At 55.9% G+C, this 13,011-nt stretch carries 10 protein-coding genes; 5 read left to right on the top strand and 5 right to left on the bottom strand.

Annotation, left to right across the window (positions count from 1 at the left end; genetic code table 11):
* Window positions 1-36: 36 nt before the first annotated feature.
* Both IQ254_RS05955 and IQ254_RS05950 read right to left on the bottom strand, forming a co-directional pair.
* On the bottom strand, window positions 37-1,872 hold the full coding sequence (locus tag IQ254_RS05955) for a hypothetical protein (protein ID WP_193965257.1): 1,836 nt from the start codon (window positions 1,870-1,872) through the stop codon (window positions 37-39).
* A 2-nt stretch (window positions 1,873-1,874) separates the two neighbouring features.
* A complete protein-coding gene (locus IQ254_RS05950) occupies window positions 1,875-2,861 on the bottom strand; it encodes a GntR family transcriptional regulator (RefSeq protein ID WP_193965256.1) in 987 nt (328 codons plus the stop codon).
* A 223-nt stretch (window positions 2,862-3,084) separates the two neighbouring features.
* Here IQ254_RS05950 and IQ254_RS05945 point away from each other — a divergent pair, with 223 nt between their 5' ends.
* The 3 genes from IQ254_RS05945 to IQ254_RS05935 all read left to right on the top strand — a co-directional run bounded on the left by IQ254_RS05945 (window position 3,085) and on the right by IQ254_RS05935 (window position 7,089).
* Complete coding sequence (locus tag IQ254_RS05945; RefSeq protein ID WP_193965255.1) at window positions 3,085-3,828, top strand: dienelactone hydrolase family protein; 744 nt, start codon at window positions 3,085-3,087, stop codon at window positions 3,826-3,828.
* Between the two features lie 523 nt (window positions 3,829-4,351).
* Window positions 4,352-5,587 (top strand): S-layer homology domain-containing protein, encoded by a 1,236-nt coding sequence (locus IQ254_RS05940; RefSeq protein WP_193965254.1) that lies wholly within the window; start codon window positions 4,352-4,354, stop codon window positions 5,585-5,587.
* Between the two features lie 125 nt (window positions 5,588-5,712).
* Complete coding sequence (locus IQ254_RS05935) at window positions 5,713-7,089, top strand: ribulose bisphosphate carboxylase small subunit (protein ID WP_193965253.1); 1,377 nt, start codon at window positions 5,713-5,715, stop codon at window positions 7,087-7,089.
* Between the two features lie 18 nt (window positions 7,090-7,107).
* On the opposite strand, the gene IQ254_RS05930 is transcribed toward IQ254_RS05935, so the two are convergent.
* Complete coding sequence (locus tag IQ254_RS05930; RefSeq protein ID WP_193965252.1) at window positions 7,108-8,781, bottom strand: hypothetical protein; 1,674 nt, start codon at window positions 8,779-8,781, stop codon at window positions 7,108-7,110.
* Here IQ254_RS05930 and IQ254_RS31995 point away from each other — a divergent pair.
* A complete protein-coding gene (locus IQ254_RS31995; RefSeq protein WP_255526977.1) occupies window positions 8,780-8,902 on the top strand; it encodes a hypothetical protein in 123 nt (40 codons plus the stop codon). The genes IQ254_RS05930 and IQ254_RS31995 overlap by 2 nt on opposite strands.
* Window positions 8,903-8,968: 66 nt before the next feature.
* Here the strand turns inward: IQ254_RS31995 and IQ254_RS05925 are convergent, their stop codons facing one another.
* Window positions 8,969-9,148, bottom strand: a complete 180-nt coding sequence (locus IQ254_RS05925; RefSeq protein ID WP_193965251.1) for a Uma2 family endonuclease — start codon at window positions 9,146-9,148, stop codon at window positions 8,969-8,971.
* A 10-nt stretch (window positions 9,149-9,158) separates the two neighbouring features.
* Window positions 9,159-9,518 carry a hydroxyisourate hydrolase gene (uraH, locus tag IQ254_RS05920; RefSeq protein WP_193965250.1) on the bottom strand — a complete coding sequence of 120 codons (360 nt, stop codon included), beginning with the start codon at window positions 9,516-9,518 and terminating at the stop codon, window positions 9,159-9,161.
* Window positions 9,519-9,789: 271 nt separating this feature from the next.
* Here uraH and IQ254_RS05915 point away from each other — a divergent pair.
* On the top strand, window positions 9,790-13,011 hold a 3,222-nt coding region (locus IQ254_RS05915), incomplete at its 3' end, for a homocysteine S-methyltransferase family protein (RefSeq protein WP_228040232.1).

The raw sequence follows: 13,011 nt of genomic DNA, 5'->3' as shown, positions 1-13,011 counted from the left end.
GGGTTTAATCTAGTAATCAGTTTGGCTTGGGAAGTATCACCTATCCAGTTTTGATTTGTATTTCACAGGTACTTCTCCATTTGTTAGCCGCTCAAATTCGCGACAGTTATCATCGTCTTTAAAAAAGTCAGAATCGAAAAGCTGAATCACTTTATCGGCGTAGAATTCAATACATTTTCTTTCCAATGTCTTTGGCTTTGCAGAAGACAAACCATAGATTAACTGAGATACATTCCCGCGAATAGGTTTATTCTTTTCATCGCGGAACATATCTGAATAGCGCAGACAGTTGAGAACTTCTAGAATCTTATTGCGCCCGATCGCAGAACCATCTCGCATATTGTCCCGTAGTATTTTAGTAAGATCATTGAACCCAATGGGCTCATGGGCACCATCAAAGAATTGAATCAGCGACATCAAAATAGTTTTTCTGGTTTCAGGCGATTGATTAAGCCCACGACCTTTGAAAAAACTCTTCAAATCATCATCTACAGACTCATTAAGTTCATCAGAGTGAGGCAAAACCTCACCGGCCTCCAGCCCAGATTCTTCTGGTATGGCATCTAATTGGGTTCTGACCTCAGCAGGAATAATTTCCCGAATAAAGCTTAAAAAAGAATCCTGATTAGCAACATTAACATTCCAGTTTTTAGATCGCAGGTGAGCCCCTGAATCATCTATATTTAGCGCCACCAAAAGGACTTGATCACCTTCTAAATAGAGTCTGTCGCGGTAACCAGTAATCTGTGTCATGTCACAGTCTTGGCTTGCCTTACACTCAATCAGCAAGGGTTTACCATCAATCAGAAAAAATAAATCTATCTCAGCGTTATGATTACCCTGGTAGATAATTTTTAGATTCCTGAGGTATTGGTATTCAACCCCCTCTGAATTCAGTAACTCAACGACTTTGTAGTAAACGAAGCGCTCAAACCAACCCCCATCTAGAAAACCTTGCACATCGGAACGATTATAGGGAGCGGCAAGGATATAGTCATTGCTATCTTTGTCTTTGATCATCCTGCCAAAAGATAGATAATCGCAGGAACGTAGTTTTTTTAGAAATTGATTATGAATGCTCTTTTCTCGCGGATTACATTCATTCAGGTTAATGTACGCCCTTCGACCTACGCTATTTCGTAGCCGCCAGTGAAACTGTCTAAGTGTGGTATAGTGCTCCCCTAAGTAAAGCGATAGACCATCTAGCAATGCGTCAACCTTAGCATCTGGTTCATAGTAGTTTTCAACATCTATCTGCCTAAGGTTAAACCACTGAATGACGGTCTGAGCAACATCATCTTCAGGCGAGTCGTCCTCTGTTTCAGGGGCGCTAATGGGCACTTCTACCTGATAAGTTGAACGACCGGAGATCATAGCCTGAATCTGAGTCTCTAGAGCCTCCAATCTCAGCTCAATGGGTTGAAAGTCAGAATTGACACCCTCGTCTCCAGCCCTAGCACTACCCCCTTGAAACTCGAGTTCCTCTAACCGTTTACGGATGCGATTTATCTCGTTTTGGCTCAGCTTGGTTTGACCAGCCTGATGACGCAGAATACGCTCAATTTCTGAGATTTTTGTGCCGTAGTCTGCTGTAGTTTTGGTGATTATTTCAAGGTTTTTGGTCGTTCGATTACTCTGACTGGTGACCTGGTGTTGACGAGGGGAAGGGGCTCTATTCAAAGGGCGTCGTTGCTGAGCAGCTAATTGTCTGAGACGGTTATCTTGCTGTGTGTATCCAATTGCTCCAACTGTCCCGGTAAGCGCCCCGACAGCAACTGCTTTAGGTTCGTTGGGAGCAAGCCAAAGGCCAGCCAAACCAAAAACTAAACTGGATGCTAAGACAGTGAGGGCACTCCTCGCCTGATTATTCATGCCTAATCTAGCCCCAGCTCGCGCTTGAGCAGCAGGATAGATTTCTCACCGATGTAGTTGTCGCACACCACCAGCTTGGGGGGGCGAATCAAATCTTCGCGGGCTTCGGCGATCGCATTCTTGACCGCCGGCAAACTAGCGTCGTCAAACACCACAATAGTCTGGGAGCTGTGGATCACCGCATTGAGCTTGTAGAGGTCGTCGGGCTGGGCGGTCATAAGCAAAACTTCATCGCCCCGCAGGCTGTAGCTGATCACCTCTGCCGCCCGCAAAATGCCGGAGCTGACGCTGACCATGCCCAGGCAGGTGCCCTCGGGTAGATCCTTCAGCAGGCCCAGCTCTTTTTTGTAGTCATAGATATCGACAGGAATCACCCGCACCGACTTGGGCGCAGCGATTGCCTCGGCCTCGCTGATGAAGTAGCGGCTGGTCACCACCGTGCCCGAGCGGGTCTGGGCCAGAATGGTGTCGAGTTCTTCTAGGGGCACCAGCTGCACGGGAATATGGAGGGCGCTCTCCAGCTCGCGCACCATCAGTTCGCCAGCACCGATATCCTGCTTGGGCGCGGTGACCAGCACTCGAGCGCTACAGCGCAGTCGCCAGTCGATCTCAGCTAAAAATAGCTCCCGCGCCTGGTTGAGGGAGCAGCCCTGGCGCAGCAGCTCATCGAGCCCGGTCTCTACCACTTCGCGGGCCTGGGGGAACTCAGTCCAGAGCACCGTTTGGGGGCGAGCGCTTTCGGTATTGCTCTGCTCGCGCACGTAGATACCCGAACCCGGCATGGCCTCCACTACGCCAGCATCTTCGAGCTGGCGGTAGACCTTGCTAATAGTGTTGCGGTGCAGGCCCGTTTGCATGGCCAACTGTCGAGTACTGGGCAGCCGATAGCCGGGGGGATATTGCCGCGAGGCGATCGCAAACCAGATCTGGTCGTAGAGCTGGGTCGACGCCGGTATTTCGCTATCGGGCTGTATATGAAACTGCACCATCAAACCACCTCCAAGCTATTGCCAGATAAACCATGACACCCCCAACAATTGCCGCCGCAACCCATCTAGGGTTAGGTATACATACACCGACTGTATTGCCAATTTAGGACGATTCTAGAAAAGTGGCTGAGTTCTGACGAATCCCTAAGGCAGACGCAATAATTTTTGACAATTGGGGCTACCGCAGCGCTAAGGTAAAAGGGCTGATACAAGCATACTTGCCATGGCGTCCCTGGTTCGCACCGAGACCATTACCATTCCCAGCGGTGATACCGAAATTTTGGCCTATCTGGCCGAACCCTCGCGTCCAGGGCGCTTTGGGGCCGTGGTGGTAATTCAAGAAGTTTTTGGCGTTAACAGCCACATTCGCGAGGTGGCCGAGAGAGTGGCGGGGGCGGGCTATGTGGCGATCGCCCCCCATATCTACCACCGCCAGGCCCCTGGCTTTGAGGTGGGCTATACCCAAGCAGACCTGGAGCTGGGTCGCAGCTACAAGCAGGGAACCAAGGCCGAGGAACTGCTGGCCGATGTGCAGGGGGCGATCGCCCACCTCTACGCCCAAGACAACGTTATCCCCGAGGGGGTGGGCTGCATTGGCTTTTGCTTTGGTGGCCATGTCGCCTACCTGGCCGCTACGCTGCCGGCGGTCAAAGCCACGGCCTCATTCTACGGGGCGGGTATTGTCACCATGACCCCTGGTGGCGGTGAGCCTACCCTGAGCCGCACTGGCGAAATTAAGGGCACCCTGTACGGGTTCTTTGGCGAGAAAGATCCCTTGATTTCAGCTCAAGAGGTCGATCAGATTGAAGCGGCGCTTGAGGAACAGGGCGTACCCCACCAAATCTTTCGCTACCCCGATGCCGAGCACGGCTTTTTCTGCGACCAGCGCTACAGCTACAGCGCGGAGGCCGCCCGCGACGCCTGGGAGCAGGTGCTGGAGCTGTTTAAGGCCACGCTGCCCGCCTAGACTGCCCCCCCTTGAGACCATTCTGATTGGATCCTAGACCTAAAACAACATCCACAAAAACAGTATTTAACAAAATAGCTGGAACTTTTTGGTGCCTATTTAAATCTATTACTAATTCGTTTCCTTTGAGGGGAAAGCAGGTAGACGACTCACGGCAAAATCCCCCACTGTGACAGTTGAAATAGCGGAAAGTTTGTTTGTTCATTCAACCAAAGTAGCTTTAGATTAAGGATGTCGGAATACAATCACATTTTGCTTCTAAAACAAGAGCAAAGAAAGCGGTTTGATCGCCCTATTTCGGCCTAAATAGAGGATTTTGACTAACTTTTTTGACCCTTAGAGAACTAGAAAATATAACCAATTGCCTGAACCAGTCGATCAGAATTTAGTGTGGATGTGGATCTTTAATTAATTTAATCGAGATTTGCAAGAGCACCTGGAGTTAAATCTGTTGGGGCAAGTTTGCTAGTCGAATTTCCTGAAAATATGTCCAACTGTTGCCTGTATTTGGAGTTTTTTGACCATGTCTAATGCGCTTCGCCTAAAGTCTGGAACCGCTCTGATGGTGGCCCTGGGGTTAACCCTAGGTGCCTTTACCCCTATAATCTCTGCCGCTCCGGTGATCGCCCAGACCCAGCCACAAATCCAGTTTGCCGATGTGCCCTCGAGCCACTGGGCCTACTCATTCATCAATAGTTTGGCGACTAGAAACGTCATTGCCGGTTTTCCCGACGGCACCTTTCGTCCCGATGAGCTGGTGACCCGCGCCCAGTATGCCGCCATGGTTCGCCAGGCCTTTAGCCAGTCTTCCGTACGGAGCGCGACCGCCTTTGTGGATGTACCCGCAAACTACTGGGCCGCCGCTGCCATCCGTGAGGCCGATATGATGGGCTTTTTGTCGGGCTACCCCGGCGGCATTTTCCAGCCCAGCCAAAATATTCCTCGAGCCCAGGTGCTGGTTTCCCTCGCTAATGGGCTGAACTACACCGCCAGCAACCAAGCCAGCCTTGGCGTCTATCGGGATGCCGCCTCGATTCCTGAGTATGCAGTGGCCAGCCTATCGGCGGCTACGGAACGACGCCTGGTGGTCAACTATCCCGATGTTCAGACCCTGCGGCCCAACCAAACGGCGACGCGGGCTGATGTGGCGGCCTTTATTTACCAGGCTCTGGCCAGCCAAAACCAGGTGGCCACGGTCAACTCTCCCTACATTGTGGGGCAGCAGGTGGCGGCGCAGACTAGCCTATCGGCGGGCACAACCCTAGCCATGACCTACGCCGAGAGCGAGAAAATTGTCGTGCTGCCCGATGAGACAGCTGCCCTAACCCTGACAGTTTCGCAGACCGTAACCGACAGTGCTGGAAACGTTTTGGTACCGGCGGGCAGTCAGGTGGTGGGAGAACTGCGCCCGAGCGGAAGCGGTTCACAATTTGTGGCTCAAGAACTGGTGCTCACCGGGGGGCAGCGCCTAGCTATCAACGCCACCTCGCAAACGGTGACGACAATGGAAACCATTCGTCGGGGGGCGACCTTTGGCGAGACGCTGGCTGGAGCGGTGCTGGGATCGGGCGCAGCGGCGGCGATCGCCCGCACCACCGGAGATCAAAGCGTTGGCACCCTGGAGGTGTTGGCCGGGACGGCGACCGGAGCCACCCTGGCCCGGATCTTCGGACGCGACCAAGTCGAGGTGATTGCCATCAACCCCAATCAGGATCTCACTCTGACGGTTAACGAAGCCCTGGTGCTGTCGGCTCGGTAATGTAGCTCTGCGCTGCGAGATACTGTAAAAGCGAATACTTCTCGATCGGTTCGATTGTTGGCAAGGGCGATCGCCCTTGCCGCGATCAGCACATTATCCCTGCTACCCCACGGCGTTTAATCTACATGGCCTACTACCTCTCGCCCCGGTTTCTCGACACGCTGGCGGTACACATCACCAAAAACTACCTGAAGCTGCCCCAGGTCAAAATTCCGCTGCTGCTGGGCGTCCACGGTCGCAAGGGGGAGGGCAAAACCTTTCAGTGCGAACTGCTGTATGAGCGCATGGGCATCGAGGTCGTCCACATTTCCGGTGGCGAGCTGGAAAGCCCCGACGCGGGCGACCCGGCCCGCCTGATTCGGTTGCGCTACCGCGAGGCCGCCGAGTTGGTGCGGGTGCGGGGCAAAATGGCGGTGCTGATGATCAACGACATCGACGCCGGGGCGGGCCGGTTTGATGCCCTGACTCAGTACACCGTCAACACTCAGCTGGTGAACAACACCCTGATGAACATTGCCGACAACCCCACCAATGTTCAGCTGCCCGGCAGCTACGACGACAGCGAAATTCAGCGGGTGCCAATTATTGTCACCGGCAACGATCTGTCCACCCTCTACGCGCCGCTGATCCGCGACGGGCGCATGGAGAAATTTTACTGGCAGCCCGATCGGAGCGATCGCATTGGTATCGTCGGCGGCATCTTTGCCCCCGATGGCCTGCCCCAGCCGGATATAACCATGCTGGTGGATACCTTCCCTACCCAGGCGATCGACTTCTTTGGAGCCGTGCGCGCCCAGATCTATAACGAGCAGATCCGCGACTTTATTTATTCTGTGGGGCTAGAAAACGTCTCCCGCAGCGTGGTCAATACCACCACGCCGCCCACCTTTCGCAAGCCCGATTTTAGCCTGTCGCACTTGATCGAAGTGGGCGATCGCCTGGTGCGCGAGCAGCGCCGGGTCGATGACATGCGCCTCGCCAACGAATACAATCGCGTGCTCAGTCAGGGTGGCAGTTCCTCTGTTAATTCGGCCTCTGACCCCTTCTACCGCGCCTACCAACCTGCCGCCGAGCATGTTCAAACTTCAAAGTTCGAAATTCAAAATTCCGTCTCACCCTCCGTAGCGCCTGTGGCAGCAGAGGACAACGGCAACGGCGACTCCCCCCAGTGTCCGATGCCCGATTCGCCCCAGGCCGCCTATTCTCCCACTCGCCCATCCACCTACTCCTCCACATCCCTTCCTGCCGACGTGCGCAATCAGATCAACGCTATTCTCTCCCAGGGCTATCGCCTGGGTATCGAGCATGTGGATAAGCGGCGGTTTCAGACCAACGCCTGGCAGAGCGGTCCCGCTATCTCCGGTCAGGATGCCGCTACCGCTGCCGCCGATTTGGAACGCTACCTGGCTGACTACGCCCAAGACTACGTACGACTGATCAGCATCGACCCCAAAACCAAGCAGCGGGTGATGGAGCAAATCATCCAGCGGCCTGGGCAGTAGGGTCAAACCCCGCTAGCCTTACAGCGATTGGGTAATCTGGAGCGCCTGCTCCAGCACCTCGATCGCGTTTTGTCGGTCTGAGTCGTCAGCCCTCCCTGGCCAGAAATGGGTCAGGCGGGCCAGTATGCGCTGCATCACCCCCCTCTCTACCGGGGCTGTGGGGCTGTAGCCTGCGGCGATCGCAACCAACGCCTGGGCCTGATAAACGTCGTCGGTAATGGACTGCGCGACTTGAAGGGCAGCATCAAACTGTTGTTGCTGAGCCAGCTCACGGGCAATAGCGGGTCGTAAATAGTCCAGATGGCCAGATGCGGCTCGCTCAGCCTGCCCTGCTTTAGCGTTGGCCAAGGCTGCGTCGGCACCAAGGCTCTCTAGCTCGCTTGCTTTGACCACCTCTAGGGCTTGCTCTGGCTGTTCGGCCTCGATATACCCAAGGGCCACCTCCGCCGCAATGCCCTGCACCTGCTGCGTCTGCACCAGATCCCATGCCTGGTCAGGCTGGTTTTGGGCCAGGTAATGTCTAACGATACCGATCAGCGCTGAGTTAGAGCCGCCGATAGACTGCACTAGCGCTATGGCCGCATCGGCGTCGCCTGAGGCGGCGTAGGCGATCGCCACCTCTTGCAGCACCATCGTTCGGAGAATCGCTGACTGAACTAGCGGGGCTATTTGTAGCGCCTGGTCAATGTTTTCGAGCTTGACATAGCCCCCAGCCACTCTGCTTAGGGCATCGTCTCGGCTCTGGATCTCGTCATTGGGCGTCGCCTCAGCCGCCGCTAGAGCAGTGGCCAAAATGGCGTCAGCCTCAGACTGTCGCCCCAGATCGCCGTACAGGGCCGCTGCCTCAGCCCAATAGACAAACTGATCCGCTGGAAAAGAGCTTTCTAGCCCGGCAATCTCAGGCACAACTTGATCGAGCAGATCGAGCGCCTGCTGCTCTGCCTGAAGCGCCACCAATTCTTGAGCAGTATACAGCGCTGCACTGATCTGTAACGAGGCTCCCTCGCTGGATCGCTCGCCACTCAGCAGACTATTGCTCTCTAGGGATGCTTCGAGCACCTGCAAAGCCTGCTCGGTGTGTCCAGCCAGCCGCAGCTGATGCGCCATCACCGTCAGCGTTTGGTTCTTGTAGAACGGCTCGTCGATGGTCTGGGCTAACGCGAGCGCCTGCTCCTGTAGCTGCCTGGCCCGCCTCGGCTGACCACGCTCGAATAAGTAACCAGCCAGTCCCGCTAGCAGCATTGGATCCTGCAAACCCCGGCCAAGGTCGACAGCTAGATCTAGGTGTCCACCCTCGGCGTACTCGCGGGCTCGGTTGGCCAGCGACTCGGTGGGTGACGTAGCGCTGCTGCTACAGCCCGTTGCCTCCTGAGCCTGGGCCGTTTGGACAGCCTCGGCAAGCAGCTGATCGCCTTTATCGTCCTGTCCCACCAGGCGGTAGCCACCCGCCACCTTGACCAGCGGGTTGGCCTGAAAGCAGCGATTTGTCATGCCCTCAACCGATCGCTGAGCCTGGTCTAAGATACTGAGTGATCGCTGGGATGTCTCCAAATCGGCGTACTGAAAGGCTATGTCTGCCAGTAGTCTCGCCTGTGTATCCTGGGTTTCGGCGGCTGTTGCCTCACCGCCTGAGTAAAGGGCAGCAGTTAGCACAAAGACCACTGACATAACTTGTTTTGACGGTAGAACCATGGCTGATGTCCTAAGTGCGCTGGTTAAAGCTATAGATGTCGAAGACAGCATCGACGGACAGTTTGAGCCCCGATCGCCTTCAGTTCATCGAAAGTTTATCGCCTCTGTAACAGTGCATTAGCTGACGCCATCCTGCGTGGAGCCAAACAGCCAGCCCATATTGCCTAGCGATTGAGTGGAGAGGATGTCAAAGCCCCACCTCAAAGAGCTGGTTCACCTTGAGCGTTAACCCAGCGATCTCGCTCGATTCGATCACCTGATCGCCGCTGAAGGTGCCGAGTTCTTGATAACTATTCGCTCCTAACATCAGCACCGTGACGGCTCTGGCGGCTGGATCGATCAGCCACCCACTTGCCCATCCACCCACCTACTCCATCCTAGCTGCCCCGGTAGGTGCTATAGGACCAGGGCGACACCAGCAACGGCACATGGTAGTTGCCGCTGGGGTCAGCCACCGTAAAGCGAATCGGAATCTGGTCTAAAAACGGGGGTTCAGAAATAGCCGCACTGGTTTGGGCAAAGTAAGCCGCAACATCAAAGGTCAGCTCGTAGGTTCCCTTGCGCAGCTCATCTCCCTCTAGCAGAGGCTCACTGGTGCGGCCATCAGCATTCGTTTCAACGGTTTTGAGCGCAGTTTTAATATCGGCCTCGTTATTAACAGCCCAGACCGTGAGTCGCAGATCTGAAGCTGGCTTTCCCAGGGCTGTGTCAAGAACATGGGTGGTGAGTCGGCCCATTGTAGTGGTGAGTCACTGAGAATATGTACAGTCAAAGCATATAGTAAGTCGCCAACTTCTTGGGCAGCCATTAGCACAAACCGTAGAAATTGGCTGAAAATAGCACCTACCAACGCTCAAAGCGACATTGCTGCTTGCAGGCATGACCCGACGCCTGCAAGCCCTAGAAACACTTTCAAGATTCCACGAAATCATCTTGCTATTCAGTAATGTCTTGAATCTGATGGTCGATAATAGAGTGAACCCACAATAAAATTACGTTCTAGCCCCCATGTGCAGTGCTTTTCTCCAGCGTCTCCATAGCCCCGATCGCCCCGTTATGGTCTTCGACGGCGCCATGGGCACCAACCTCCAGGTGCAAAACCTGACCGCAGCAGACTTTGGCGGCCCCGAGTACGAAGGCTGTAACGAGTACCTGGTGTTTACCAACCCCAAGGCGGTAGAGACAGTACACCGAGGCTTTCTCGAAGCCGGGGCCGACGTGATTGAAACCGACACCTTTGGCGGCACTTCGATCGTGCTGGCCGAGTATGACCTGGCAGACAAGGCCTACGAACTCAACAAAACCGCCGCCGCCCTAGCCCGCCGCGTCGCCGACGAGTATTCCACCCCTGAGAAGCCCCGCTTTGTCGCTGGCTCCATGGGGCCAGGCACCAAACTGCCCACCCTGGGCCACATCGACTTTGACACGCTGAAAGACGCCTACGTCGAGCAGGCGAAAGGGCTGATCGACGGTGGTGTCGACCTGATGCTGGTGGAAACCTGTCAGGACGTACTGCAAATTAAAGCCGCCCTCAACGGTATCGAAGAGGGGTTCATCGCCACCGGCACCCGCCTGCCCCTGATGGTCTCCGTCACCATGGAACAGCAGGGCACCATGCTCGTGGGCACCGAAATGGCGGCGGCTCTGGCCATCCTCGAACCCTACCCGATCGATATTTTGGGGCTCAACTGCGCCACCGGCCCCGACCTGATGAAAGACCACGTCCGCCACCTGGCCGAGCAGTCGCCCTTTGTCATCTCCTGCATCCCCAACGCCGGCCTGCCCGAAAACGTCGGCGGCCATGCCGTCTACCGCCTCACCCCCACGGAGCTGCGGATGTCGCTGCTGCACTTCGTGGAGGATCTGGGCGTGCAGGTGATCGGCGGCTGCTGCGGCACGAGGCCCGAGCATATTGCCCAACTGGCGGAGCTAGCGCGGGACCTGCATCCCAAAGAGCGGCCTGTGCGGTCAAGTCAAAATTCCGATCAAACCCACCCCGACCCCTCCCAGGAGGGGACGCTCCAAAATCCAAAATCCAAAATCCAAAATCTAGATCCCCGTCCCGCTCTCAACTACACCCCCGCCGCCGCCTCGATCTACAGCCCCCAGCCCTACGATCAAGACAACTCGTTCTTGATCGTGGGGGAACGGCTCAATGCCAGCGGCTCGAAAAAGTGCCGCGAGCTGCTGAATGCGGAAGACTGGGACGGGCTGGTGGCGCTGGCGCGATCGCAGGTCAAAGAGGGTGCCCATGTCCTCGATGTCAACGTGGACTACGTGGGCCGCGACGGCGAGCGCGACATGCACGAGCTGGTCTCACGCCTGGTCACCAACGTCACCCTGCCGCTGATGCTCGACTCCACCGAGTGGCAAAAGATGGAGGCGGGACTGAAGGTGGCCGGGGGCAAGTGCATCCTCAACTCCACCAACTACGAAGACGGCGACGAGCGCTTCTTTAAGGTGCTGGAGCTGGCTAAGAAATACGGCGCCGGCATCGTCGTCGGCACCATCGACGAAGACGGCATGGCCCGCACGGCCCAGAAGAAGTTTGCGATCGCCCAGCGGGCCTACCGCGACACCCTAGAGTACGGCATCCCGGCCCACGAGCTGTTCTTCGACACCCTGGCATTACCGATTTCGACCGGCATCGAAGAAGACCGGGTGAACGGGCGCGAGACCATCGAGTCGATCCGGATGATTCGGGAAAATCTGCCCGGTAGCCACATCATGCTGGGGGTGTCGAACGTCTCCTTTGGCCTCAGCCCGGTGGCGCGGGTGACGCTAAACTCGGTGTTTCTCCACGAGGCCATGCAGGTGGGGCTGGATGGGGCGATCGTCAGCGCCGCCAAGATTTTGCCCTTAGCGAAAATCGACCCCGAGCACCAAAAAATCTGCCGCGACCTGATCTACGACAACCGCGAATTTGACGGCGATATCGTCTCCTACGACCCACTGACTAAGCTGACAACGCTGTTCGAGGGCAAGAGCCTGAAGAAAAAAGAGGCGATCGCCAAAGACCTGCCCATCGACGAACAGCTGAAGCAGCACATCATCGACGGCGAACGCATCGGTCTGGATGACGCCCTGGCCAAGGCCCTCGAAACCTACCCACCGCTAGAAATCATCAACACCTTTTTGCTCGACGGCATGAAGGTCGTCGGCGAACTCTTCGGCTCTGGCCAGATGCAGCTACCCTTTGTGCTGCAATCGGCCCAGACCATGAAAGCCGCCGTCGCCTACCTCGAACCCTACATGGAGAAATCCGACAGCGATGGCTCCGGCAAAGGCACCTTCATCATCGCCACGGTCAAGGGCGACGTCCACGACATCGGCAAAAACCTGGTCGATATCATCCTGTCGAACAACGGCTACAAGGTAGTAAACCTGGGCATCAAACAGCCCGTCGAAGCCATCATCCAGGCCTATCGAGAGCACCAGGCCGACTGCATCGCCATGAGTGGTCTGCTGGTCAAATCCACCGCCTTTATGAAAGACAACCTGGCTACCTTTAATGAGGAGGGCATCACCGTCCCCGTCATTCTCGGCGGCGCGGCCCTGACCCCCAAATTCGTCCACGAAGATTGCCAAAACACCTACAACGGTCGAGTTGTCTACGGCAAAGACGCCTTCTCTGATCTGCACTTTATGGATAAACTCATGCCCGCTAAGGCGGCGGAGAACTGGGATGATTTGAAGGGCTTTTTGGATGAGGCAGGCATCCCAGAGAATCCACCCCTGCCCCTCCCAGGAGGGGATGAGTCTGGGGCTGCCCTAGAGGAGACTGACCAAAATCCAAAATCCAAAATCCAAAATCCTGAAGACACCACCCGCTCCGAGGCCGTCGACCCCACCATTCCCCGTCCCACGCCGCCGTTCTGGGGTACTCGGGTGCTGACTCCATCTGACGTTACCCTAGAGGAAGTCTTTGGCTACCTCGACCTTCAAGCGCTGTTTGTGGGCCAGTGGCAGTTTCGCAAACCCCAGGAGCAGTCGCGGGAAGAGTACGACGCCTTTCTGAAAGAAACCGTGCATCCGATTCTAGAGACCTGGAAGCAGCGGATTCTCTCAGAAAACCTGCTGCACCCCCAATTGGTCTACGGCTACTTCCCCTGCCTGGCCGAAGGAAACAGTCTGCATATCTATGATCCGGCTGTGATGGCAGGGGAGCAGGAGAGCAGGGGAGCAGAGGAGATTGCACCGTCGGCCCCCCAGCCCCCTAGCCCCCCAGTC

The organism is Nodosilinea sp. LEGE 07088, from assembly GCF_015207395.1.
Lineage (GTDB): Bacteria > Cyanobacteriota > Cyanobacteriia > Phormidesmidales > Phormidesmidaceae > Nodosilinea.
Note: the sequence above shows the minus strand (reverse complement) of the source record. Positions and strands in the feature narration are given on the sequence as shown.